The organism is Haloarchaeobius pelagicus (genome assembly GCF_051207375.1).
Lineage (GTDB): Archaea > Halobacteriota > Halobacteria > Halobacteriales > Natrialbaceae > Haloarchaeobius.
Genome location: NZ_JBPJZD010000001.1, coordinates 1763075 through 1785149 on the forward strand (window position 1 = coordinate 1763075; position 22075 = coordinate 1785149).

The 22075-nt window shown below is 64.0% G+C and carries 25 protein-coding genes; 14 read left to right on the top strand and 11 right to left on the bottom strand.

All coding sequences use genetic code 11. The features are described from left to right. Window positions 1-28 precede the first annotated feature (28 nt). From ACSC1S_RS09340 to ACSC1S_RS09355, 4 genes are all read left to right on the top strand, one after another. Complete coding sequence (locus tag ACSC1S_RS09340; protein WP_435318598.1) at window positions 29-340, top strand: DUF8036 family membrane protein; 312 nt, start codon at window positions 29-31, stop codon at window positions 338-340. Window positions 341-536: 196 nt separating this feature from the next. Continuing rightward, window positions 537-2555 carry a DUF7282 domain-containing protein gene (locus tag ACSC1S_RS09345; RefSeq protein WP_435364070.1) on the top strand — a complete coding sequence of 673 codons (2019 nt, stop codon included), beginning with the start codon at window positions 537-539 and terminating at the stop codon, window positions 2553-2555. Between the two features lie 232 nt (window positions 2556-2787). Then, a complete protein-coding gene (locus ACSC1S_RS09350) occupies window positions 2788-3753 on the top strand; it encodes a transcription initiation factor IIB (RefSeq protein ID WP_435318600.1) in 966 nt (321 codons plus the stop codon). Window positions 3754-3840: 87 nt separating this feature from the next. Then, window positions 3841-4020, top strand: coding sequence for a DUF7836 family putative zinc-binding protein (locus ACSC1S_RS09355; RefSeq protein ID WP_435364071.1), 180 nt, complete (start codon window positions 3841-3843; stop codon window positions 4018-4020). Window positions 4021-4024: 4 nt separating this feature from the next. Here the strand turns inward: ACSC1S_RS09355 and ACSC1S_RS09360 are convergent, their stop codons facing one another. Beyond that, complete coding sequence (locus ACSC1S_RS09360; protein ID WP_435364072.1) at window positions 4025-4432, bottom strand: translation initiation factor IF-2 subunit beta; 408 nt, start codon at window positions 4430-4432, stop codon at window positions 4025-4027. 201 nt (window positions 4433-4633) lie between these two features. On the opposite strand from ACSC1S_RS09360, the gene ACSC1S_RS09365 reads away from it, so the two are divergent. Further along, entirely contained in the window at window positions 4634-4873 is a 240-nt protein-coding gene (locus tag ACSC1S_RS09365) for a UPF0058 family protein (protein ID WP_261651549.1), read from the top strand. A gap of 83 nt (window positions 4874-4956) precedes the next feature. On the opposite strand, the gene ACSC1S_RS09370 is transcribed toward ACSC1S_RS09365, so the two are convergent. Then, window positions 4957-5451 carry a DUF555 domain-containing protein gene (locus tag ACSC1S_RS09370; RefSeq protein WP_435364073.1) on the bottom strand — a complete coding sequence of 165 codons (495 nt, stop codon included), beginning with the start codon at window positions 5449-5451 and terminating at the stop codon, window positions 4957-4959. A 132-nt stretch (window positions 5452-5583) separates the two neighbouring features. On the opposite strand from ACSC1S_RS09370, the gene ACSC1S_RS09375 reads away from it, so the two are divergent. The 5 genes from ACSC1S_RS09375 to ACSC1S_RS09395 all read left to right on the top strand — a co-directional run bounded on the left by ACSC1S_RS09375 (window position 5584) and on the right by ACSC1S_RS09395 (window position 10569). Next, the gene (locus tag ACSC1S_RS09375) at window positions 5584-6519 is read left to right on the top strand and encodes a DNA-3-methyladenine glycosylase family protein (RefSeq protein ID WP_435364074.1); all 936 of its coding nucleotides are present in this window, start codon (window positions 5584-5586) and stop codon (window positions 6517-6519) included. Window positions 6520-6567: 48 nt separating this feature from the next. Beyond that, entirely contained in the window at window positions 6568-7548 is a 981-nt protein-coding gene (locus ACSC1S_RS09380; RefSeq protein ID WP_435364075.1) for an NAD-dependent epimerase/dehydratase family protein, read from the top strand. 76 nt (window positions 7549-7624) lie between these two features. Further along, window positions 7625-8485: a shikimate kinase gene (locus tag ACSC1S_RS09385; protein ID WP_435364076.1), complete on the top strand. Its 861-nt coding sequence runs from the start codon at window positions 7625-7627 to the stop codon at window positions 8483-8485. After that, window positions 8443-8757, top strand: a complete 315-nt coding sequence (locus tag ACSC1S_RS09390) for a chorismate mutase (RefSeq protein ID WP_435364077.1) — start codon at window positions 8443-8445, stop codon at window positions 8755-8757. Before ACSC1S_RS09385 ends, ACSC1S_RS09390 begins: the two co-directional genes overlap by 43 nt. Before the next feature lie 831 nt (window positions 8758-9588). After that, window positions 9589-10569: a hypothetical protein gene (locus tag ACSC1S_RS09395; protein ID WP_435364078.1), complete on the top strand. Its 981-nt coding sequence runs from the start codon at window positions 9589-9591 to the stop codon at window positions 10567-10569. Window positions 10570-10749: 180 nt separating this feature from the next. Here the strand turns inward: ACSC1S_RS09395 and ACSC1S_RS09400 are convergent, their stop codons facing one another. Then, window positions 10750-11736, bottom strand: a complete 987-nt coding sequence (locus ACSC1S_RS09400) for a calcium/sodium antiporter (RefSeq protein WP_435364079.1) — start codon at window positions 11734-11736, stop codon at window positions 10750-10752. A gap of 239 nt (window positions 11737-11975) precedes the next feature. Here ACSC1S_RS09400 and ACSC1S_RS09405 point away from each other — a divergent pair, with 239 nt between their 5' ends. Together ACSC1S_RS09405 and ACSC1S_RS09410 are read left to right on the top strand one after the other, a co-directional pair. Beyond that, window positions 11976-12443 carry a GNAT family N-acetyltransferase gene (locus ACSC1S_RS09405; protein ID WP_435364080.1) on the top strand — a complete coding sequence of 156 codons (468 nt, stop codon included), beginning with the start codon at window positions 11976-11978 and terminating at the stop codon, window positions 12441-12443. A 62-nt stretch (window positions 12444-12505) separates the two neighbouring features. Further along, window positions 12506-13372, top strand: a complete 867-nt coding sequence (locus ACSC1S_RS09410; protein WP_435364081.1) for an alpha/beta fold hydrolase — start codon at window positions 12506-12508, stop codon at window positions 13370-13372. A 3-nt stretch (window positions 13373-13375) separates the two neighbouring features. Here ACSC1S_RS09410 and ACSC1S_RS09415 read toward each other — a convergent pair whose 3' ends face one another. From ACSC1S_RS09415 to ACSC1S_RS09425, 3 genes are all read right to left on the bottom strand, one after another. Beyond that, window positions 13376-14011 carry a GNAT family N-acetyltransferase gene (locus ACSC1S_RS09415; RefSeq protein WP_435364601.1) on the bottom strand — a complete coding sequence of 212 codons (636 nt, stop codon included), beginning with the start codon at window positions 14009-14011 and terminating at the stop codon, window positions 13376-13378. Window positions 14012-14034: 23 nt separating this feature from the next. Beyond that, window positions 14035-14679, bottom strand: coding sequence for an imidazole glycerol phosphate synthase subunit HisH (hisH, locus tag ACSC1S_RS09420; protein ID WP_435364082.1), 645 nt, complete (start codon window positions 14677-14679; stop codon window positions 14035-14037). 84 nt (window positions 14680-14763) lie between these two features. After that, complete coding sequence (locus tag ACSC1S_RS09425) at window positions 14764-15444, bottom strand: carbonic anhydrase (RefSeq protein ID WP_435364083.1); 681 nt, start codon at window positions 15442-15444, stop codon at window positions 14764-14766. Window positions 15445-15579: 135 nt separating this feature from the next. On the opposite strand from ACSC1S_RS09425, the gene fer reads away from it, so the two are divergent. Further along, window positions 15580-16227: a ferredoxin Fer gene (fer, locus tag ACSC1S_RS09430; RefSeq protein WP_435364084.1), complete on the top strand. Its 648-nt coding sequence runs from the start codon at window positions 15580-15582 to the stop codon at window positions 16225-16227. Window positions 16228-16320: 93 nt separating this feature from the next. Here the strand turns inward: fer and ACSC1S_RS09435 are convergent, their stop codons facing one another. Together ACSC1S_RS09435 and ACSC1S_RS09440 are read right to left on the bottom strand one after the other, a co-directional pair. After that, a complete protein-coding gene (locus ACSC1S_RS09435) occupies window positions 16321-17760 on the bottom strand; it encodes an FAD-binding oxidoreductase (RefSeq protein ID WP_435364085.1) in 1440 nt (479 codons plus the stop codon). 114 nt (window positions 17761-17874) lie between these two features. Further along, the gene (locus ACSC1S_RS09440; RefSeq protein WP_261651583.1) at window positions 17875-18003 is read right to left on the bottom strand and encodes a hypothetical protein; all 129 of its coding nucleotides are present in this window, start codon (window positions 18001-18003) and stop codon (window positions 17875-17877) included. A 194-nt stretch (window positions 18004-18197) separates the two neighbouring features. Between ACSC1S_RS09440 and ACSC1S_RS09445 the strand changes: the two genes are divergently transcribed. Beyond that, complete coding sequence (locus tag ACSC1S_RS09445; RefSeq protein ID WP_435364086.1) at window positions 18198-18377, top strand: hypothetical protein; 180 nt, start codon at window positions 18198-18200, stop codon at window positions 18375-18377. A gap of 38 nt (window positions 18378-18415) precedes the next feature. On the opposite strand, the gene ACSC1S_RS09450 is transcribed toward ACSC1S_RS09445, so the two are convergent. The 3 genes from ACSC1S_RS09450 to ACSC1S_RS09460 all read right to left on the bottom strand — a co-directional run bounded on the left by ACSC1S_RS09450 (window position 18416) and on the right by ACSC1S_RS09460 (window position 21992). Then, complete coding sequence (locus ACSC1S_RS09450) at window positions 18416-19402, bottom strand: DUF7282 domain-containing protein (protein WP_435364087.1); 987 nt, start codon at window positions 19400-19402, stop codon at window positions 18416-18418. Between the two features lie 37 nt (window positions 19403-19439). Continuing rightward, window positions 19440-20522 carry a DUF7350 domain-containing protein gene (locus ACSC1S_RS09455; RefSeq protein WP_435364088.1) on the bottom strand — a complete coding sequence of 361 codons (1083 nt, stop codon included), beginning with the start codon at window positions 20520-20522 and terminating at the stop codon, window positions 19440-19442. 90 nt (window positions 20523-20612) lie between these two features. Next, window positions 20613-21992 (bottom strand): hypothetical protein, encoded by a 1380-nt coding sequence (locus ACSC1S_RS09460; protein WP_435364089.1) that lies wholly within the window; start codon window positions 21990-21992, stop codon window positions 20613-20615. Between the last annotated feature and the right edge of the window lie 83 nt (window positions 21993-22075).

A 22075-nucleotide genomic window follows, 5' to 3' on the forward strand; every position in this document is an offset into this window, starting at 1 on the left:
ACCACTGTTGCGGCAAACGGAGGAATAGATGAGCATCTGGGTCGACCTGGCGAAGGCCGCGACCGTGGCCAACGTCGCGCTGTTGCTCGCCCTCGGGTACGTGTGGGGCCGGAACTTCCTGACGTTCCGGTCGAAGCACACGATGGGCCTGCTGATCTTCGCGGCGTTCCTGCTGGCGGAGAACCTGCTGGTGCTGTACTACTACCTGCTCGACCCGACGCTGTCGGCGTGGTGGCACAACGACAGCATGGTTCCCAGCCCGGTGTGGCAGGCCCAGATGCTGCTTCACGTGATGCAGACGTTCGGCCTCGGCTTTCTGGCCTGGGTCAGCTGGGACTGAGACGGCCCAGCCCCGGTCTGCCGCCGTTTTCCCCGACCCGGACTTTTATACCATCTCTGCTATCCTCTCCAATTCTCGTCATACCTATTCGACGCCCCGAAACCGCAATATAGCGGCCACACTGTGGTGAGAATTGGGTGAGCTTGGGGTCGCAGTTCGGCAAATCGGTTTTAATACCCTGTTCGACGGTCGGAGTATGCGGAAACGCATCACCACGCTGGTGGTCGTCGCGATACTCGTCAGCTCCGGGCTGGCGGGCGTGGCGGCTGCTGGCCAAGGCACGAATGCGGCGGACGCAGCAGTACAGTTCACTGGACAGACTTCCGGCGGTTCCACGGTCGTGGTCGACGAGGTGACCCTGCCCGAGGGTGGCTTCGTCACCATCCACGATGCGACACTGGGTGACGGCAAGACGCTGGAGAGCGTCCGGGGCACCTCCGAGTACCTCGAAGCGGGCACGCACGAGGACGTCACCATCCACCTCGACGACACGCTCTCGGCGGACGCCACGCTGTTCGCGATGGCACACCAGGACACCGACGGTGACCGGATCTACTCCTTCGTCGCCGACGGTGGCTCGACGGATGGTCCGTACACGGCCGGCGGTGACATCGTGATGCAGTCCGCCGACGTGACGGTCTCCGCGACGGTCTCGATGGCCGACGGCCCGGTCGCTGACGACACGGTCGTCGTCGACCGCGTCGAGCTCTCCCAGGGCGGCTTCGTGACGGTCCACGACGCGACCGTCACCGAGGGTGCCGTCTTCGAGAGCATCCGCGGTACCTCCCAGTACCTCAGTGCCGGCGTGCACGAAAACGTGCGCATCACGCTCGAGGACCCCCTGACCGAGAACACGACGCTGGTCCCGATGGCCCACATGGACACCGACGATGACCAGAGCTACACCTTCGACACGTCCGAGGGTGAGAACGACGGTCCCTACACCGCTGACGGCAGCGCGGTCGTCGACACGGCCGCCGTGACGCTCGCCGACGAGGCGACCGCGACCTTCGACGCCCAGGCCTCCGGCGGCCACCGCGTCGTGGTCGACTCCGTCTTCCTCCCCGAGGGCGGCTTCGTGACGATGCACGACAGCAGCCTGAGTGAGGGCGACGTGTTCGACAGCGTCCGTGGGACGTCGGCGTACCTGGCCCCGGGCTACCACGAGAACGTCGAGGTCGTCCTCGAGCAGCCGATGACCGAGGACGGGTCGCTCGTCGCGATGCCGCACATGGACAGCGACGGTGACATGACGTACGACTTCGTCGACAGCGAGGGCGGCGACGACGGCCCGTACACCGCTGACGGCGGCGCCGTGGTCGACGCCGGGAACGTCACCATCTCCGCGAGCGTCTCGATGGCCGATCAGCCCTCCGATGGCCACACGGTCGTCGTGCAGGACGTCGACCTCGCCGAGGGCGGCTTCGTGACGATCCACGACAGCTCGCTGTTCGCGGGAGCGACCCTCGACAGCGTCGTCGGCACGTCCCAATTCCTCGAAGCGGGTCACCACGAGAACGTCACCATCACGCTCGACAGCACGCTGCGCTCCACGCAGACGCTCGTCCCGATGGCCCACATGGACAGCAACGACGACCAGACGTACTCCTTCGTGGAGGACGAGGGCGGCGCTGACGGCCCCTACGTCTACGACGGCGGTGCCGTGGTCGACACGGCCCGCGCCCAGGTCGGCGCGACCGTGACGTTCCAGGCCCAGGAGACGATGGGTGAGACGGTCGTCGTCGACTCCGTCACCCTCTCCAACGGTGGCTTCGTCACCATCCACGACGGGAGCCTGAGCGAGGGTGCTGTCTTCGACAGCGTCCGTGGCACGTCGGAATACCTCGCACCCGGCACGCACGAGAACGTCGAGATCACGCTCGACGCGCCGGTCCAGGAGGACTCGACGCTCATCGCGATGCCGCACACGGACTCGAACGGCGACCAGCTGTACTCCTTCGTCGAGAGTGACGGGGCGAACGACGGGCCGTACGTCGCGAATGGTGCGGTCGTCTCCGGGGCGTCCGTGACCTTCACGGGCGAGTCGATGACGGCGACGACGACCACGACCGCGATGGACGAGTCCACGACGATGATGGACGACGACTCCGACTCCGGTGAGGCCAGCAGTGGCGGTTCGCCCGGCTTCGGCATCGTCGCGGTCGCACTGGCACTGGTCGGCACGTTGGCACTGGGGCTCCGCCGCACGAACTGACGGTATTCCCCAGCAGCCGTTAGGGTTATATTCTTTGCGTAGTCGAAATTGATATCAACCTTTTTTCGATTACCGATGGCATGATAAGCTTTGAACTCAAGAGTATTTAAACTCACCAATAGACTTAAGTACTTTGCGGTCTTACTTAGAGTGAGGACGGGTTCCCGTCTGGGCGTGAATTTTTTCCACCCATTCAGGCTCCTATCCGCGGCCATCACGAGGGATACATATCATGAGCGATACAACAACCCGGACCAACACTGGCGAGACAGAGAAGCGACTGCAGCAGGAAGAGCGGACTATCTGCCCCGAGTGCAGTGGTGCACTGGTGCAGGACAGCGAACACGGTGAGATCGTCTGTGGCGAATGTGGTCTCGTGGTCGAGGAGGTGAACATCGACCACGGGCCCGAATGGCGTGCGTTCGACTCGAAAGAGAAGGACGAGAAATCCCGCGTCGGTGCCCCGACGACGAAGATGATGCACGACGACGGCCTCTCGACCAACATCGGCTGGCAGGACAAGGACGCCTACGGACGGGCCCTGACCGCACGCCAGCGCCAGAAGATGCAGCGCCTCCGCACCTGGAACGAGCGCTTCCGCACCCGCGACTCGAAAGAGCGCAACCTGAAGCAGGCACTCGGCGAGATCGACCGGATGGCGTCCTCGCTCGGCCTCCCGGCCAACGTCCGCGAGACCGCCTCGGTCATCTACCGCCGCGCGCTCAACGAGGACCTGCTCCCGGGCCGCTCCATCGAGGGCGTCGCTACCGCCGCCCTGTACGCGTCTGCGCGCCAGGCCGGCACGCCCCGGTCGCTCGACGAGATGGCGATGGTCAGCCGCGTCGACAAGATGGAGCTGACCCGGACGTACCGCTACATCGTCCGCGAACTCAAACTCGAGATCAAGCCCGCCGACCCCGAGAACTACGTGCCCCGGTTCGCGAGCGAACTCGGCCTCTCGGACGAGTCCGAGCGCCGTGCGCGCCTCCTGCTGGAGAACGCGCGCCAGGCTGGCATCCACTCCGGGAAGTCGCCGGTCGGTCTCGCAGCCGCCGCCGTGTACGCGGCCGCCCTGCTGACGAACGAGAAGGTCACGCAGAACCAGGTCTCGGACGTGGCGAACATCTCCGAGGTTACCATCCGGAACCGCTACAAGGAGCTGCTGGACGCCTCGGACGCGTCGCTCACGACCCTCTGAACGGTCTTTCGTCGATGATGGCCGACTGACCAACGGTACTGGATACCGCGACAAAGTTTTTCACACTCTCCTGTGTTACTTCTCCTCATGGTGGAAACCTACGTCCGCCTCCTGTGTCCGGAATGCCGGAAAGACTGGGAGTCAGCACCCGGCTCGTTGCCCGGACCGCGGAAGAACTTCAGTTGTCCGAACTGCCACGCGACGCGGCGCACGGCCGAGTTCATGCGGACAGAACACGACCTCGACGCGCTCAAACAGCTCCAGTAACAGTTCAGCCCTGGTTGACCGACGACAGTGCCCCGCAGGCGTCGCATTTCAGCACGGTCGTCCCTTGCCGTTCCTGCAGATGCGTGTCGGGTGAGCCGCACTCGCCGCACGTGACGTACCCGGCGACGTACGCGTCCAGGGCGTCGGCGACCCGGGACTCCTTGAACGAGCCCGTGAGCCGGGCGCGTCCGCTCTCGTCGATGTGGCCGCTGGTTCCCAGCTCGTTCTGGAGGAACTTCATGACGTGGCCGGCATCGCGATTGAGCACGTCGACGGTGTCTGCGAAGTTCTCGTAGACGCTCATCTTCCCCTCCTGACGGACCGTCGGGTCGGGGACCTCGAAGCGGTCACCTGTGGACTCGACGTCCGAGGACTCCTCGATTGCACGATCCAGGTGGTCTTCGTAGCCCATACGAGTCAGTTCGGCCTGACCGAGTAAAATATCTTGATACTCCAGTCATCTGGATTCTGTCTGCGGAGATATTGCTTAATTCAACGAAAAACATGTATTCTTCCGGTTCTCTACCCATTGAGAGCGTCAATCTACTGACGCGCCGTGTTAACGCGACTCAGGATAATAATATAACCCTTGAGCCGGTAGACAACTTTGGTTATGAAGAAGCAGGAGCTCATTCACCTTCACGGCCTGCTCGCAGAGGTAAGCAATCACTACGACACACGGACAGAGGACGACCTCTCTCTGGATGAATACGAATCCCTGGGGATTCGCCCGACTTCTATCCACAAGTCGAAAACCGATCACAAAGCAGCAGTCTTTGCGCTGGCGACCGGAATCACTTCGGACATGCACGAGGAGCAGACCGAAGAGACCGTCGCCGTCTCCGCAGACTGAAACGGCAGACTCAGTTCTACGCAGCCAATTACCATCCCGGAAAGAACCGTCGATACCGACCGGACTCGTTCGCGCGCGCCAGCTTATTCGATGAGGTCCTCGAACTCGGGGAGCACGTCGTCGTCCTCGTCCGGTTCCTGCTCGGCGACCTCGCCGCCATCCGTGCTGCTCACCTCTGCTTCGCTCTCGAGCTCCGCTGACTCGGCTTCGGCCTCTTCCTCGTCCTCATCCTCGTCGTCGTCTTCTTCGATGACCTCGACTTCCAGAACCTCCAGCGGGATGTTCGTCAGTCGCTGGCCGATCTCCTTGCGCGCGATGCGGGAGGCGTGTTCCTCGCGCTCGACGTTGAACACGGTCATCTCCAGTTCGAGTGCCACGAGTGCTTCGTCGGCCGCGATGAAGGCGGGCTGGAGCTCCTCACCCCCCGGTGAGGTGCGAGAGCCCATGTTGATCTCGACGTAGTTGAGGTCGGGATTCAGCATCTCTCCCGTCTTCGAGATGGCGATGCGAATCGCCTCGTCCTCTGTTTCCACGTCGTAAACCGGCACTGCAGCCTCGACGACCACTCTGCAGTTCATAATCGTTCTTTCATTCCCAGCCGAGTAGTATCAAGGTTGGCCCTGACACGGCGCCAGCGGTCATCGCCGCCGGCCGCATCTCGACGAGGGCGACCCGAAACCCAGAAACGTCCACACGCCAACGACCCGGTGATGGAATCCGGGACGATACCGCTGTCTACGCTCTCCGGCGGCTTCGACGCACACGTGACACTCGAAAGCGGCCAGTCCTACCTCTGGCGACGCGAGGACGGCCGGATGTACGAGGGTGCTGACGAGGGCTCGCCCTGGTACTACACGGTCCTCGACCTGGACGAGAAGGACCACGAGGTGACACCGGTTCCCGCTGACGAAGCGGAACCGACCGTGGTCCGCGTCCGCGTGACCGACGAGGCCGTCGAGTGGGAGGCCTCCTGCGACGCGACCGACCTCGTGACACACCTCCTGCGCCTCGACGACGACCTCGACCGCATCATCGCCGACGCGCCCGACCGCGACCTCGTGCACGAGGCCTACGACGCCCATCGCGGGCTCCGGCTCGTGCGCGACCCGCCTTTCGGCTGTCTCGTTTCGTTCATCTGTTCGGCCCAGATGCGCGTCGAGCGCATCCACGAGATGGTCTCCTCGCTCGCGCGCGCCTACGGTGACGAGGTCCAATTCGACGGGCGTACCTACCACGCGTTCCCCCGCCCGGAACAGCTCGCCGCGACCACCGAGCAGGACCTGCGCGACCTCGGCCTGGGCTATCGCGCGCCCTACGTCCAGCGGACCGCCGAGATGGTCGCCTCGGGTGAGGCCCACCCCGCCGACTTCTTCGACATGGCGTACGAGGACGCTCGCGACGCCATGACGACGTTCGTCGGCGTCGGCGACAAGGTGGCCGACTGCATCCTGCTGTTCTCGCTGGGCTACCTCGAAGCCATCCCACTCGACACATGGATGCAGACCGTCGTCTCGGACTACTACCCCGAGTGCGACCGCGGCAACTACGCCGAGACCTCCCGCGCGCTTCGCGAGACCTTCGGCGGCGAGTACGCGGGCTACGTCCAGACGTACGTGTTCCACCTGCTCAGAACGCGCGAGGACTGAGCACGCGACGAGTGAAAGCTTGATGTGGCAGGCAGCAGACGACCCGGTATGCACTATTTTCTCACCGGCGCGACCGGGTTCGTCGGGGGCAGACTCGCCCGACGGCTGGTCGACGACGGCCACGAGGTGACGGCGCTCGTCCGGTCGCCCGGGAAGGCGACCGACCTCGAGGAGTACGGCGTCGAACTCGTCGCCGGTGACATCACCGACGGGTCGAGCATGCGCGAGGCGATGGCGGGCACCGACGGCGTGTTCCACCTCGCCGCGTGGTACCGTCTCGGCGTCGACGACCCGGCGCTGGCCGAGCAGGTCAACGTCGAGGGCACCCGGAACGTCCTCGAACTCGTCGACAAACTCGACATCCCGAAGGCGGTGTACACCAGCACGCTCGCCGTCAACTCCGACACCCACGGCGCGCGCGTCGACGAGGACTACCGCTTCGACGGCGAGCACCTCTCCATCTACGACGAGACGAAGTGGCGCGCGCACTACGAGGTCGCGGACCCGATGGCCGAGGACGGCGTCCCCATCGTGACCGTGATGCCCGGCGTCATCTACGGTCCCGGCGACACCAGCCAACTGCGCGGCCTCTGGGTCGACTGGCTGCAGGACGACCTTCCCGTCATCCCCCGCGAGACCGCCTACTGCTGGTCGCACGTCGACGACGTCGTCGACGCCCACGTCGCCGCGATGGAACAGGGGGAGCCGGGCGAGGACTACATCATCGCGGGCGAGCCCTACACGCTGGTCGAGGCCATGGCGATCGCGAGCAACATCGTCGGCAAGGAGACGCCGCGGCCCATCTCGCCGCGCTGGTTCCGGGGGATGGCGATGCTGGTGGGCGTCGCGGAACGGTTCGTCTCGCTCCCCGAGACCTACAGTTCCGAAGCCCTGCGCGTACTCGGCGGCACGACGTACCTGGGTGACAACGCGAAGGCCAAGCGCGAACTCGGGCTGCAGCACCGACCCTTCCAGGACGGCCTCAGGGAGGTCCTGGAACACGAACAGGCACAGCTCGGGCTGGAGTGAGACTGGCCCGCCGCAGGCACTGGCCGAATTCGCTCCCACCGCAACCCCCAAGTTCTCGACCGTAGTCCGGTGTGACATGGACGGTCACGGTCGCGCCACTGCCCCCGCCGCGGGCACGGTGCTCAACGCGCTCGCGAACGGACGAGGCTGCGCCTTCGCGATAGACCTCGAGACGACCGCCGAGGTGACGCTCGACGATTCCGGTACCTTCCGCGGCGAGGTCGCCGAGGCCGCCGACGCGGACACCCGCCTCATCGAGCGCTGCGCCGAACTCGCGGTGGAGCGCTGGGGCGACGACGCCGAGACGACCGGCGCACAGGTCACCACGGAGAGCGAGGTGCCGATGGCTGCCGGCCTCAAATCCTCGAGTGCCGCCGCCAACGCCACCGTCGTTGCCACCTGCGACGCGCTCGGCGTGGAACCGGACCCGACCGACGCCTGTCGCGTTGGCGTGCAGGCCGCCCGCGACACCGGCGTCACGGTCACCGGCGCGTTCGACGACGCCAGCGCCAGCATGCTCGGCGGCGTCACCGTCACCGACAACACGCAGGACGAACTGCTCGCCCGCGAGGAGGTCGACTGGGACGTGCTGGTCTGGTGGCCCGACCAGCAGGCCTTCAGCGCCGACGCCGACGTCGACCGCTGCAAGCGCGTCGCCCCGATGGCCGACCTCGTCGCCGAACTCGCCCTCAACGGGCGCTACGGCGAGGCGATGACGGTCAACGGCTTCGCCTTCTGTGGCGCGCTCGGTTTCCCGACCGACCCGATGCTCGAGGCCCTGCCCGACGTGGACGGCGTCTCCCTGTCGGGCACCGGCCCCAGCTACGTCGCGGTGGGCGACCGCGACACGCTCGAATCGCTCGCAGACACCTGGAACCAACGACACGGAGAGACATGGCTCACGACGACACGACCCAACGGCTGCCAGACGACATGAACCTTGACGAACTCCGCGAGGAGATCGAGGAGATAGACCGCGACATCGTCGAACTCATCGCGAGACGGACGTACGTCGCCGACACCATCGCGCAGGTCAAGGAAGAACAGGGCCTGCCGACCACCGACGAAGCCCAGGAGCAGGCGGTGATGGACAGGGCGGGGGAGAACGCCGAGCGCTTCGAGGTCGAGGCGAACCTCGTGAAGGCCATCTTCCGGCTGCTCATCGAGTTGAACAAGGTGGAGCAAAGACATAATAGGGAATTCGAGTGATGGCGTGGACTTGGCGCTTTAGCCAGACTACCGTTTAAATAGGGTTTATTATCGCGTGTGAAGTTTCACTTCCGGACGCTGCCTTACCGTCTTACAACCAGTTGTAAGTAATTGAGGGCTGTGCACCGAGGCTGGTTCAACTCTCAACCCTTTGGCTTCCGCCTCCGAGTAGTCGGATGAGCTGACAGACTCAGTGTCCAAATCACCGGTTCAGTGTTGACTTTTTCCACATTGGATTGCAATGTGCTGTTATATGTCTGACGGATAGGGTAAAGCAGGGTTGACCCCGTGTTCCTCACAGAATCGGGTCCACTCTTGCCACGCCTTTCCGTAGACGTACCTTCGTGAGTGTTCGCTCCAATCAGTGCCGTGTTCTTCCACGAACAATTCCCAGAGAGTCTCGGAATCGAAGGCTTCCTCAAAGTTCTGAAGTCGGTACCGGTATGGCACATCTTCGATGGTCCTGAAGACACGAGGTTGGCGAGTGCATCTTGTACGACGGGTGGCCCACAGTGGTACTCGGTCGTGGGGTCGTAATCTGCCTGCATCATTGGTCTCGTCGGTAATACCGCCAGTCGTCAATGACGACTTCTTCGCCAGCCATCTCAGCAAGTAGATTCGCGACTCGGGACGCTATTGTACTCTCAATTCGTCGGACGACATCGTGCAAGTCAGCACCAGGGTCCTCGTCTAGATACTCCAGAATCTTCCGACTCGTGAGCTATTGGCGAATCCTAAACGAGTTGGGGAAGTCTGTTTACCAATCTTGGAAGTTCTCTTTCTCACAGAGGTTTGAAATCAAATAAGTACAATGAGTTGTATTTGTTTCTCATGCCAGTTTTCAATCCGCCTGGGATGGAACATCCGAATATTATCTGCCCAAAATGTGGATTGCAGTTTGAAAAAAGTGAGTTGGTGTCCGCCAACCCGTCTTCCTTCGCCAATCTTACCCAAACTATCTCTTGTCCTAGTTGCTCCAGTGATTTTCATCCTGAAGATGGAACACTAGAATATTTCGATAAGGTTTCGTCCAATCAGGTTATTGGACATCCTTTGACTGTAGGTGGCTGTACCAATATTGGCACAATAGAACTTCCAATTGGAGAGACAACTGAAGAGAACATTGAAACTAACTCTGACTTCAAAGTCAGTTTAGCTCTGCAAGGAGAGACAGACAAGCAGCCAGGGTTAGGTATTGATGATTTAGACGGTGCGAAAATCAAGTGGCATGACGGCCATCTCCTGATTGATGACGCAGTTGTTGTAGACTCAGTATCAATAAGCGATTCAGAGGTTGGGTTTATTACTTCACAACGAACTCAGACCAACCAGAACACAGTTACAATTGCGTACAATATCCAGTCCCGGTATTCTGGTGTAGAACAACCACCCTGGGCGGAACTCTTAGAAGAGGCCGCCGCTGTCTTCTATCGGGGGCGAGGAATTGCTGAATATCCATTAGTTTTCTCTGCATTTGAAAACTTTCTTGGTAGAGAATTAGCACGAACGCTCCATTCACAAGGAAAGTCGCAGCAATACATTGAAAATTATCTCGAAGATAAGCATACGAATATGTATGGTCGTTTTAATGATGCCCTTGATGATGTGACAGGGTACCGATTTGAGGATTACGACAACAGCACATATACAAAAATTGACGATTACCGGGAGGAGCGTAACGATCGAATCGTCCACGTAGACCCGAAGGATAGAGCGGCTAAGATTAGCGTTCAGGATATGAAAGACTGTTTCTCTACAATCATCGAGGCGATGCTAGTTATTCACGAGATATGTTATGATGAGCGGAATTAGAGTCCAAGAGATGGACTGGCATCAGTGATTCGTAGCTAAGTAAATTCGACTGTTCCCAACTCAATCAAAAACCCTCCGTAATATACCCTACTATATTGTCGTACTACCGTACAATTCTCCAACTTGAACAAGGTCGAACAGCGACAGAACAGGTAGCCGAAATCGGGGGTCCCGGGAGTTCTATCCGACAATTCCAAGCATACCGAGAGCCCACCGAACGATCTCAGAGGTAGCCAACAGGGCACCTTCCAACCGGGACAGGACTCGATCCGTCCAGAGGGCAGCGACGATAAGGAGAGAGATTCCAGCCAACCATGCGAACGTTTCCAGTGCCAGGCCGCTCACGGCGAGTGGACGAACGACCGCCGCAACGCCCAGGATCCCCGTGAGATTGTAGATATTGCTGCCGAGCACGTTTCCGACCGAGACGCCGAGGCTCCCCCGCTGGATTGCGATCAGCGAGACGGCGAACTCGGGTGTTGACGTCCCTGCTGCGACGATGGTCCCGCCGATGACCCACTCGGAGATACCGACGCCGCGGGCCAGCTCCGAAGCGGCGACCACCATGTAATCACCACTCACCAGCACCAGCGCCAGTCCACCAAGCAGGAGTCCGACATCGCGCCCGCGGAATGTCACACGTTCGGTCGCTGCGCTGACCACGCCGCCGTCTCCGGATACCTGACCGGTGGGTGTCGCCGAGTCCGTCTGGGTGGCGCGGAGCAGATAGACCGTATAGGCGACGAAGACGCCTGCCAGGAGTGTCCCTTCCAGCCGCGTAATCGTGAGGTCGGAAATGACGATTCCACCGACGAGCGTACTCCCCAGGAGCGCAGCGCCGTTACGATGGACGAGTGATTCTGCGATGGGTATCACCTTCAACAGCGACATCACGCCCAGGACGAACGCCAGGTTGTAGATGTTCGAGCCGAGGACGTTGGCGACCGCGATATCACCGGTCCCTTTGAGGGCAGCGTCGACCGAAACTGCCAGTTCAGGTGTCGACGTCCCCATCGCGACGATCGTCAGCCCGATGGTGAGGTCCGAGAGGCCGAACCGGCGAGCCAGCCGCACGACTGCGTCGACCAGGAGCTGTGCCCCAATCCACAGTCCCAGTATGGAGAGCAGAATCACACCAATCTGGACGATCGGGCCGCCTTGTACCATCGTCCGTGCCTACTGTCGGTCGGTCAATCAATGTTGGGCACGAATTCTCTCCATCGGTGGCGAAAGTTCTCTCGACCGGTCCGTCTCGGCCGTTCCAGCTACCTGAACACGGTCGAACACTGTAGCAAGCGGTTGCCGACATCGCGTCCTGGAAGAGCTGTCATCTGTCACCACTGCGCAAGTGACGGGGACTGATAAGTAGCACAGGCGTGACTCTCTCCGCACGAGCATCAGTCGCCATGCAACTCATCGAAGCAACTGCAGAGGACATCGACACGCTCATCGACTCGTGGTACACCCTCGCGTCGGGGATGGCGGACTACTCCGAATTCAACGAACTCGTCTACGAGAGCGCCGGCGAGGTCCCCGAGGACGGGTTCAGACGCCTCCTCGAAAGCGAAAACGTGAGCAACTATCTGGTCGAGGAAGACGGCGAGACGATCGGCTGGGTGACGCTCCAGGAGGGCGAGCACCCGTCACGGGAGTACACGAGCTACACCAAAATCGTCAACCTGCTCATCAGGGAGGCGTACCGGAACGAGGGGTACGGGGCCGCGGTCGTCTCGCGGGTGAAAGAACTCGCCCGCGAGGCAGGGTGTGACCACCTCAAGGTCTCCTGTGAATGGCACAATCAGGGCGCGCGACGCTTCTATCGCGACACCGGTTTCGAGGAGAAGCAGGTGACGTTCGTGCAGGACCTCGACTAGTCGTTCTCCCCGTGTGAGAAACTCGCACACGTTGATACGCCCAGACCGCCTCTCTATCTATCATGCCGACAGTACGGACGAACGACATCGCGACCTACTACGACCGACGCGGGGACGGCCCTGCCATCGTCTTCGTCCACGGGTCCATCGTCGATTCAGGGATGTGGGAGGCACAGGTCGACGCGCTCTCCGAGGAGTTCACCACCGTGGTCTACGACGTGCGCGGGCACGGCCGGACCGGCGGGTCGAGCCGGGACAAGTACGACATGGCCCTGTACGCCGAGGACCTCCACGAACTCCTCACGTTGCTCGACCTCGACCGACCGGTCATCTGCGGGCACTCGATGGGCGGGCTCGTGGCGCAGGCCTACGCCGTCGCGTACCCGGACCAGCTGTCTGGGCTGATACTCGCGGACACCTTCACCCCGCCCATTCTCACTCGCGGTGAGTGGTTCCTGCGGCGGGTCGCGATGAACGCCTTCGTCCCGCTGGTCCGAGTGCTGGGGATCGAGCGCCTGGAACGACTGAACGTCTGGGTTTCCGAGCGGGTCTCCAGGGGCGCAAGTGGCGAGTATTCCGAAGTCGAGAAACTCCGCGAGGACGGCCCGACGATTACGACGCCCGAGTTCACGAAGGTCATCCGGTCGATGACGCGGGCCCACGAGCACCCGCTGGACCTCGCCAGCATCGCGGTCCCGACGCTCGTCGTCTACGGCGAGAACGAGATGGGGTTCATCAAACACCACGCGAGAGAGCTGTCCGAGACGCTCCCGGACTGTGGGATGGACGAGGTTCCCGGTGGCGGGCACGCTTCGAATCTCGATAACCCCGAGTACTTCTCGGCTGCTGTCCGGGGGTTCGCGAACCGTGTCTTCCCTGAGATGGGCGAGACCACAGCAGAGAGGGACGGCGAGACCACCACGAAGTGAGGCCTACTCTTCGAACGTGACCAGCGGGTCGTCGACGTTCGCCCGGTACTGTTCTGCTGTAATCGTGTACCGGTGATGATCGATGACGGTCCCATCCGGGCGTACCGTCGAGTTCCGAATCCGCCCGTCGTACTGGCCACCAAAGCGTTCGACGTATTTCTCCACGGCCCGCCGCGACCGGTCGTTGCCGTCCTGCACCGGAATCGCGACGAGGTCGAGGTCGAGCCGGTCGAACGCCAGCGCGAGCATCGCCAGTGCGCGCTCTGCGGAGTACCCACGGCCCCAGAAACGTTTGCGAAGCCAGATTGCCGGTTTTCCAGTCCGTGTCTCCCAGTCGACGATGAGCCCGCCCGAGCCGGCGATGTCACCCGCTCCCTCCTCTTCGCTCCCAGCTTCGCCCGACTTCGGCCGGATGAGGTACTCGGCTCTGGTCCGGTCAGCCCACTGCGCCTCCAGTGAGTCGAGGTACTCGGCCGTCTCGGCGACCGTCTCGTGGGTGTCCCAGGGGAGATAGCGTGTGACCTCGTCGATGCCGGGCTCGTGGCGCGAGCAGACCTGATGGTACTCGATAGCGTCGACTGTCTCGTGACAGAGGCGTTCGAATCGAAGCCGGTCGGTCGAGATGGTCTCGGGGAACATCGGTTGCAAACGCAGTCAGTCCGTCACTCCGCCGCGACCGTCTCCTCGGTGTAGGCCCGGGCGAACTCGACGAAGTTCTGGAGAATCTTCAACCCCGTCTCGCCGCTCTTCTCCGGGTGGAACTGCGTCCCCATCACGTTGCCCGCCTCGTTGGCGGCCACGGCGGCGAAGTCGAACCCGTAGTCGCAGGAGGCGACGGTGTGGTCGGCGACTGCCGAACCGTAGGAGTGGACGAAGTACGCGAAATCGCCCTCGTCGATTTCGGCCACCAGTGGGTGCTCGCGCTCGATGGTGAGCTGGTTCCAGCCCATGTGCGGGACCTTCACGTCGTCGCTCGGGAGGCGCTCGACTCGACCCGGAATCAGGTCCAGCCCGTCGATGGTCTCGCCCTCGGGTGCACCCTCGGTACTCTCGGTGAACAGGAGTTGCAGGCCCACACAGATACCGAGAATAGGCGTGTCTTCGGCGGCCTCGACGAGCACGTCGTGGAAGGGCTTCGAGTTCCGTACGCATTCGCCGAACGCGCCCACACCCGGGAGCACGAGCGCGTCCGCGGCGGCGATCTCGTCGGGGTCGTCGGAGATGGTCACCGTCGCGTCCGCGCGTTCCAGGCCGCGCTGGAGGCTCCGGAGGTTCCCGACACCGTAGTCGATGATGGTGACTTGCACACCGTCCGTTCGCGAGCCCGCGGCTTATCGATTGGTGTCCCACCGAATGTCGCCGAGAGGATGGGGCGGCCGGGCACAGGTGCGTCAGTACTCCCAGAGCCGGTCGATGCGCGCGTCGATGTCCGGCTCGGCCTCGCGGAGCGCCGCGACGGTTCGCTCACCGTTCACGTTGATGACGTGGACCTCGCCGCGCTTGCCGCCGTAGACGTCCTGGAAGTCGTAGACGACGCCGATGACGTCGGCCGCCGCCGGAATCTCCTCGCTGCCGCGAAGGAACTCGACCTGCTGGTCGACGTTGTACTCGACGAGCCGGTTGACGGCCGCGGCCCGGTCGAGGTCCGGGGGAAGTGCGTCGACGCCACCTTCGAGGTGGGGCTTCAGCAGGTCGATGCAGTGTTCGATACCGGCTGGCTCGGAGCCGCCGACGGTCAGGAAGTCGTACGTCGCCGTGACGGCCCCACACCCGGTGTGTCCCACGACGACGATGGTGTCGGTGCCGGTGTGTTCGACCGGGTAGAGCACGTCGCCGGAGACGACCTCGCCGGCGTCGGTCTGTTGCATCACGCGGTTCCCGATGTTGCCACAGGTGAAGATGCGACCGGGCTGGTCGTTGCCCCAGATGTGGTCCTGGAGGACCCGCGAGTCCGAACAGCAGACGGTGACGACGTCAGGATGCTGGGCGTCCTGGACCTCGTCGAAGCGCCGCTCGAACTCGCTGGCGTGTTCGAGGTTGTTCTTCAGAAGCTGGACGAACGCAGGGTTCATATTTGTGTCAACACAGGCATCTGGTTTATTCTCTCTCTTTGGCGTAATGCGTGGCCAGCCGTGGACCCCGGGACGTCATCCTGCAAGAGGTTCCGAGTGAGAGCGATTTAAGAGGCTGTTGTCGTTACTGATGCTGTGGAGTCTCCGTTCGAGATTCTCGGTGTGAGCCCGGACGCCGACGAGGACGAGGTACGTCAGGCGTACCGCCGCCGAGCGAAGGAGACGCACCCCGACCAGGGCGGGTCGAAGCGGGAGTTCCAGCGGGTGAAAGCGGCCTACGAGACGATATCTGAGGATGAACTCGACGAGTGGGAGGAGCGCCGCGGTGGGCCACGCCCCCGGCCGCGGCCCGAGCCCGAGCCGGCCGAACCCGAGGCGTTCCAGACCGAGGTCGAGTACCTCGAGTACCAGGTGCTCGACGACTACGGCTGGTCGCTCGACGACGACGACCTGTTCGAGAAGGCTCGACGTGCCGGCCTCGACGAGGCCGACCACGGTCACTTCGTCGTCACGGGGGACGACTCCCTCCTCGAAGCCGCCGAGGACGCCGGGCAGTCGTGGCCCTTCTCCTGTCGCGGTGGGGCGTGTGCGAACTGCGCCGTCGCCGTGGTCGAAGGCGAGATGGAGGTGTTCGTCGACCACGTCATCCCACCCGAGCTGTCCGAGAAAGGTATCGTGCTCTCCTGTATCGGTACCCCGACCACCGAGACGATGAAGGTCGTCTGCAACGTCAAACACCTGCCCGAGCTGGAGGACCTCTGGTTGCCGCCGCGGCCGAACTAGGGCGGCCTGGACGACCCAATCTCGTCCTCAAGCATTCTGGCTCCCCACCGCAGGCCACCTGACTCCCCACCGCAGGCCACCTGACCCCCCACCTCAGGCTTCCTCGGTCACGCGCGGTTCGACGTTCTGGTTCAGCCGGAACAGGTTCTCCGGGTCGTACTTCGTCTTGACCGCGACCAGCTTGTCGATATTCTCGCCGAAGAGCGCCTGCGACGGGTCCTCGTGGAACCCGGGGAAGTTCCCGTAGCCGCCGACGACGCCGGGCAGTTCCCGGACCTCGTCGATGCTCTCGCGCACCCACGCGACGTTCGCGTCGGTGTCGGCCGGGTCCTCCCAGTTCGCCTCGAAGGTGAGCATGTACGCCTTGTCGCGGTGCCAGAACGCGCTCGCGTCCTGTGGCCGGTCCGCGATGGCCCCGCCGAGTTGCCACACGTCCACCGTCGAGAGTTTCGACGGACACGCCTCCCAGCGCCGGATTAGTACGTCGACGAGGTCGTCGTCGAGGTCGGTGAGGTACGTCGCTTTCCAGTAGTAGTTGAGCCCGTCGGGGAACTCCTCGTCGAGCAGACACTGCAGGTCGGTGAAGGGCATCGGGCCGCTGAAGTCACCGATGGGCGTCCCGAGTTCGCGGAACGGTGCGAGCGTCGCCTCGCCCGCCTCGGTCGGGTCGAGGTGGCACCCGAGAATCGCGACCATCGGGTCGCCCCACCGCTCGGTCGGGAACTCCGCCATCTCGGGGACGAACCCGAGGATGGGCAGGACGCTCGCCTCCCGAGGTGCGTCGGCGGCGAACTCGCGGGTCAGCCGGAGCGCCTCGGCCGCGTGCGCACTGTCGTGGACGACGAACATGCCGAACACTTCTGGACCGACCTCGTAGAGCGTGTACTCGAACGAGGTGACGACGCCGAAGTTGCCGCCACCGCCCTGGACCGCCCAGAAGAGGTCCGGGTGCTCGTCCGCGCTGGCGGTCACCACCTCGCCGGCGGCGGTGACGAGTTCGACCGAGCGGAGGTTGTCACACGCGAGGCCGTACTTCCGGCGCAGGTGGCCGACCCCGCCGTTGAGCGTCAGGCCGGCGATTCCCGTCTTGCTGACGACGCCGAGGGGCGTCGCCAGCCCGAACAGCTGGGTCTCGCGGTCGACGTCGCCGAGGGTCGCGCCCCCTTCGGCACGGACCGTCATCGCCGCGCGGTCGACGTGGACACCGTTCATCTCCGAGAGGTCGACGACGAGCCCATCGTCACAGACGGCGGTGCCGGCGACGTTGTGGCCGCCGCCGCGGACCGCCAGTGACAGCCCCTGGTCGCGGGCGAAGGTCACGGCCTGCACCACGTCGGCGACGCCCGAGCACCGGGCGATGACCGCAGGGTGTCTGTCTATCATCCCGTTCCAGAGCTGGCGCGCCTCGTCGTATCCCTCGTCGGTGGGGGTCAGTACCGTCCCGCGGAACGTCGCCTGGAGCGACTCCAGGGGTTCCGCGAGGGAGACGGTCGGCTCCGTGTCGGGTTCGGGTGTGCGTCGTTGGACGGGCATGCTACTCGCTAGGATGCGACGGCGAATCAGGGTCTGCCCTTATCTCGTCTCCCGAAAGGACAGAAAGCAGTCTCGAAGACGGGGGCGGCAAAAGCAGGCGGCCCGATGGCGCGATCAATCCGCGGCGTGGCGGGGCGCGTAGCCGCAGGATTCGCACTTCAGGTAGTTGTCGACGGTACTGACGCTGCCCGCGCAGGCGGGACAGTCGAACACTGGTTCACTTGGTGGGTTCCGGACAGCCATTATCGGGTCGGAGTCGGAGAAGGTAGGTAAACCTTCCTATTACTGGACTCGAACAATATTAATGAGTATTATTGTCGGAGTGCCAGGCAACAGTCACTCCAGGGCCCCACCACCGGGCCCCTGCGTAAGATGAGTTCAGCTCGAACAGCAGATGGTTTTATTAGCATCGATGTGTATCATATCTCCGAAGACCGATGCATCACTGTACGAACTGCGGCGACGACATCGAGACAGCGGACGTCCGGTACGAACGGCGAGCCCCAGACACCGACGCCATCGAGCGATTCTGTTCGGTTGGCTGTCTCACAGGAGTCGACGACCTGGACGAAGCTGTGGCTCGTGACCGGCTGTTCTCCGCGACGCAGGAACTCTGACCGCACGAGCAGGCAGGCCCGGCAGGCTCCCACTCTCCTTACGCTCGTCGCAGCAAGAGCGCGAGGCCAGCCACGAGCGCGAGTACTCCAGTGGCCCCGGTGAAGCCCGGCACTGCGCTCTGCTGGTCGCCGGACTCGCTCCCGGACTGTGTCCCGGGAACCGTCGCAGAGTCCGTCTCGGTGGCTGCAGCCGTCGTCGTCGGTTCTGGCGTGTTGATGAGCGGCTGTGTGGTCGCCTGCGCGTTCTCGACCTTGCGGATGTCGAAGCGCGAGCTGACGGTCTCGTCCCCGACCTGGATGGGGTCGTCCGAGTCCGCAGCGAAACTCCCGTCGCCGTCGCCGGCGTACAACACGGCTTCGAGTTCCGTCGACTTGTTCACCGAGAGCGAGTCGAAGAAGGACTCCGACAGCGGGACGGTCACGTTCCCGTGCGAGCCGGCATCGAGTGCCGTCGTCCCGACTATCTCGCCGGTGCTTCCGTCGTCGGTGACGTTCCGGAGGACGACGTAGCCCGGGCGGTCGAGGTCGACCCTTCGGACGGTCACGGCACCGGCGTCGACGCGCTGGGTGGTGAACCCGCCGGTGACGACCCTGACCGCGCCGTCGGCACTCTTCCCGACCGTGACCTGCTGGCCGGCGTAGTTCCCGGCGATACCCTGGATCGGCGTGTCGGTGCCGGGTTCGAACTCGCCGTCACCGTCGTCGCGGTGCAGGACCAGCCAGTACGAACGCGTGCCGTCCTGGTCGGCCCAGTACTGGTCGCCGATGGCGACCGCGAAGTCGCTGTGAAAGCCCTGCTGGACGTACGCGTTGCCAAGCGGCGGGCCGATCTCGCCACCCTGGTTCTGGTGGACGACGAGGTGGCCGGGGTTGGTCATGAACATGGATTCGACGACGATGGTGCCGTCGCTGGAGACCTGCGCATCGACGCTCAGGTGGTTCCCGTGGGCCGTGGCCGGTGTCACCACGACGACCGCCGCGGCGACCACGAGGACGCCGACGAGGAGGGGGAGGGGGCGGCGCATGATACCACGTGTGGACCGGACGAAAAAAGGCCTGTCGCTAGATGACGTACGTCGCGCCATCCATCTGGAGGAATGCCCGCTCGTACCCCTCGTGGCGGGCGACCTGCGGGGGAACGACCACTCCTATCTCGACCTCGTCGCCCGACTGGAGCGACGGCACCGTCGCCCCGTAGTGGTAACTGAGGTCGGGGTCGACGGCCCGGGAGAGCTGGCCGTCGAACTTGGTCTGGCCGTCACGCACGAGCGCGTCGAGGCCCATCATCGGCAACAGCAGGTCGTTGTAGGGGGTCCGCGCGGAGACGTACAGGTAGGACTCCCCCGAACCCGCGAATCGGCCGCCGTCGACGTACTTCGCGACCAGGTCGGCGTCGTCGACGCGCTCGGTCCCGATGGTCGTCCCGGGGAGCGCCTCCGGCTTCGGCGCGAGGCCGACGGGCATGTCACCCATCTGCATCGGCCGGATGGCTCCCTTCTGGCCCGCGGCATCGAGTTCCTGGATGGTGAGCTTGTCCCGGACCTGCTGGGTGAACTCGAAGTCGACCTCGGCGGTCGTGGGCTCGCCGAACTTGTCCGCGAAGGACCCCATGCGACCGATCTGGAGGCCCGCCACCGAGAGTTTCGCCGTGTAGCTGCCGTCGCCCGCGAGCGTGAAGTTGCCGCCGTAGTGAAAGCCCATGCGCTGGGACAGCATCGGGTAGATGACCTCCTCGCTGACCAGCTCGCCGTCCTGCAGAATCTCGACGGAGAGGCTGGTGTCCGCGAGGACCTGCCCGCTCTCCTCGTGCCACACCTGCGCCATCAGGTGGACCGCGTGCTGGTCCGTCTTCTTCTTGGCTTCGCGCTCGGTGCCGGTGATGGTCCAGAAGTCGTGCGGGACCGCGAGCATGAGCCCGAAGGTGTAGTCGCCGCTCGTCACGGGGCCGAACATGGCCATCCCCTCGCGGTAGGACTGGACGTACACGCCCGTGGGACCAGCAGGTTCGGACGTGGTCGGCGGGGTCGATTGACTGGTCGGTTCGGGCGGGGGTGTGGCGGTTCCGTCGCTACCGCCACCGAGACAGCCGGCCACTGCGGGGATGGCGGCCGCGGGGAGGGCGCGGAGGAGGCGGCGTCGTCGCATGGTGTCGTCTAGTGAGATGCTGTAAAAAACCGTTGTGGTTCGGGCGTCGAACCGCCGTGAGCCGCGTGGAGACGGTCGATATCGTCCGGTTCAGCCGACCGTCGACACGACCGGCCGGGAGAACACCCACAGCGAGAGCACGGTGTAGCCGAGCATGAGGACGACCATCGGTGCGTGGCCGCGGCGGGCCAGGTCGAGCGACCCGAACACCCGGAGCGAGACGGTGTGGGCCGCGAGGACGGCCGCGACGTGGCCGACGACGACGAGCAGCACCTCGGTCCCCCAGATAGCCTGCGGCGGGACGATGGCCAGCGGCGTCGCCACGACCGGCTGCTGGGTCGTCACCTCGACGAACGCGAGCAGGCTCCGGAGGACGTAGGGGTAGTTGTGTGCGAGGTCGTAGCCGACCGCGATGGGGAGCAGGGTCGCACCGAACGCCAGGGTTGCCCGGTGAGCGTCACCCTCGCCGAGCGCGGCCGCGAGGCGAACCACGAGCCAGAAGACCGCCAGGAAGGCGAGGAAGCCCGCGACGTAGAGCAGGAGTTTCGCGTAGACCCCGAGTCCGACCGACTCCACGGCCCAGACATGGAGGTTCTGGTACTCGGGGGTCGCCTCGAGCCCGTCGAAACTGACGGTGTAGACCGCGGCCACGGCGAGTGCGGCCGCACCCCGGTCCGGGAGTGCCTCGCTGCAGGCTTTCCACGGCGAGGTCTGGACGATCTGGAAGTCGCCGCCGTCGGTTCCTTCGCCTCCCTCACCACGCCGAATCGAGAGTGGCGCGACCCGCCCCACGAGGCGGTAGAACGCTGCGAGCGGGTCCGCGTTGGCGAACCAGTCGCGGCCCCAGACGACCCCGCCAACGAGCATCACGGTCGCGTACAGGGCGATGGTCACCGCGGTCAGCCGCGGACTGGTTGGCACCGTGCTCAGGTTCTCGGCGAACCCGATGAGCACGAGGAAGCCGAAGGCCGCGGGCCAGGTGCCGAGCTCCCCGGGATACGACCAGAGCGAGGGGTCCTCGCCTTCAAGCCGTGCGAGCAGGTCGTACAGCGTCTCCCAGGGCGAGAGCGAACGCCACGGGCTGCCGACCACGGCGGAGACCACGAGCAGCCCCTTGAACCAGACGGGCCAGACGAACACCGTCGCGAACTCCTCCGGGGTCTGTGGGCCGGTCAGTCCGGTGTAGATGGCCGCGAGGAAGCCCACGAGGAAGACGGTGCGAGCCACCCACCGGACCGCGTCGCCAGCCCGGGCCGGCACCCGGAACAGCACGTCGTCGACCGCGGTCGGTGCTGCGTCGATCTGGGACACGACGACCGCCGTCACGGCGACCGCGCCACCGGCCCCGAGGAACAGCAACCAGGCCGGAATCGGGGGCGCGGCCGACGTGTTCCCGTGGGCGCTGGCGGGGGTTGCCAGTACCACCGGCGCGAGCAACACGGCCGTCAGCAGGCGCGAGAGCCGACTCATTGGCAGCGACTCGTCTCGCTCCCCTCAAAGAACCGTTGGTTCACCCGTCGAAACTCGCGCGGGGACGGGCAACGTTTTTCCTC

What these genes read in the sequence shown, in the direction of transcription:
- ACSC1S_RS09340 (WP_435318598.1), top strand. Translation starts at nt 29, where the DNA reads ATGAGCATCTGGGTCGACCTGGCGAAGGCCGCGACCGTGGCCAACGTC.
- ACSC1S_RS09345 (WP_435364070.1), top strand. Translation starts at nt 537, where the DNA reads ATGCGGAAACGCATCACCACGCTGGTGGTCGTCGCGATACTCGTCAGC.
- ACSC1S_RS09350 (WP_435318600.1), top strand. Translation starts at nt 2,788, where the DNA reads ATGAGCGATACAACAACCCGGACCAACACTGGCGAGACAGAGAAGCGA.
- ACSC1S_RS09355 (WP_435364071.1), top strand. Translation starts at nt 3,841, where the DNA reads ATGGTGGAAACCTACGTCCGCCTCCTGTGTCCGGAATGCCGGAAAGAC.
- ACSC1S_RS09360 (WP_435364072.1), bottom strand. Translation starts at nt 4,432, where the DNA reads ATGGGCTACGAAGACCACCTGGATCGTGCAATCGAGGAGTCCTCGGAC.
- ACSC1S_RS09365 (WP_261651549.1), top strand. Translation starts at nt 4,634, where the DNA reads ATGAAGAAGCAGGAGCTCATTCACCTTCACGGCCTGCTCGCAGAGGTA.
- ACSC1S_RS09370 (WP_435364073.1), bottom strand. Translation starts at nt 5,451, where the DNA reads ATGAACTGCAGAGTGGTCGTCGAGGCTGCAGTGCCGGTTTACGACGTG.
- ACSC1S_RS09375 (WP_435364074.1), top strand. Translation starts at nt 5,584, where the DNA reads ATGGAATCCGGGACGATACCGCTGTCTACGCTCTCCGGCGGCTTCGAC.
- ACSC1S_RS09380 (WP_435364075.1), top strand. Translation starts at nt 6,568, where the DNA reads ATGCACTATTTTCTCACCGGCGCGACCGGGTTCGTCGGGGGCAGACTC.
- ACSC1S_RS09385 (WP_435364076.1), top strand. Translation starts at nt 7,625, where the DNA reads ATGGACGGTCACGGTCGCGCCACTGCCCCCGCCGCGGGCACGGTGCTC.
- ACSC1S_RS09390 (WP_435364077.1), top strand. Translation starts at nt 8,443, where the DNA reads ATGGCTCACGACGACACGACCCAACGGCTGCCAGACGACATGAACCTT.
- ACSC1S_RS09395 (WP_435364078.1), top strand. Translation starts at nt 9,589, where the DNA reads ATGCCAGTTTTCAATCCGCCTGGGATGGAACATCCGAATATTATCTGC.
- ACSC1S_RS09400 (WP_435364079.1), bottom strand. Translation starts at nt 11,736, where the DNA reads ATGGTACAAGGCGGCCCGATCGTCCAGATTGGTGTGATTCTGCTCTCC.
- ACSC1S_RS09405 (WP_435364080.1), top strand. Translation starts at nt 11,976, where the DNA reads ATGCAACTCATCGAAGCAACTGCAGAGGACATCGACACGCTCATCGAC.
- ACSC1S_RS09410 (WP_435364081.1), top strand. Translation starts at nt 12,506, where the DNA reads ATGCCGACAGTACGGACGAACGACATCGCGACCTACTACGACCGACGC.
- ACSC1S_RS09415 (WP_435364601.1), bottom strand. Translation starts at nt 14,011, where the DNA reads ATGTTCCCCGAGACCATCTCGACCGACCGGCTTCGATTCGAACGCCTC.
- ACSC1S_RS09425 (WP_435364083.1), bottom strand. Translation starts at nt 15,444, where the DNA reads ATGAACCCTGCGTTCGTCCAGCTTCTGAAGAACAACCTCGAACACGCC.
- ACSC1S_RS09435 (WP_435364085.1), bottom strand. Translation starts at nt 17,760, where the DNA reads ATGCCCGTCCAACGACGCACACCCGAACCCGACACGGAGCCGACCGTC.
- ACSC1S_RS09440 (WP_261651583.1), bottom strand. Translation starts at nt 18,003, where the DNA reads ATGGCTGTCCGGAACCCACCAAGTGAACCAGTGTTCGACTGTCCCGCC.
- ACSC1S_RS09445 (WP_435364086.1), top strand. Translation starts at nt 18,198, where the DNA reads ATGCATCACTGTACGAACTGCGGCGACGACATCGAGACAGCGGACGTC.
- ACSC1S_RS09450 (WP_435364087.1), bottom strand. Translation starts at nt 19,402, where the DNA reads ATGCGCCGCCCCCTCCCCCTCCTCGTCGGCGTCCTCGTGGTCGCCGCG.
- ACSC1S_RS09455 (WP_435364088.1), bottom strand. Translation starts at nt 20,522, where the DNA reads ATGCGACGACGCCGCCTCCTCCGCGCCCTCCCCGCGGCCGCCATCCCC.
- ACSC1S_RS09460 (WP_435364089.1), bottom strand. Translation starts at nt 21,992, where the DNA reads ATGAGTCGGCTCTCGCGCCTGCTGACGGCCGTGTTGCTCGCGCCGGTG.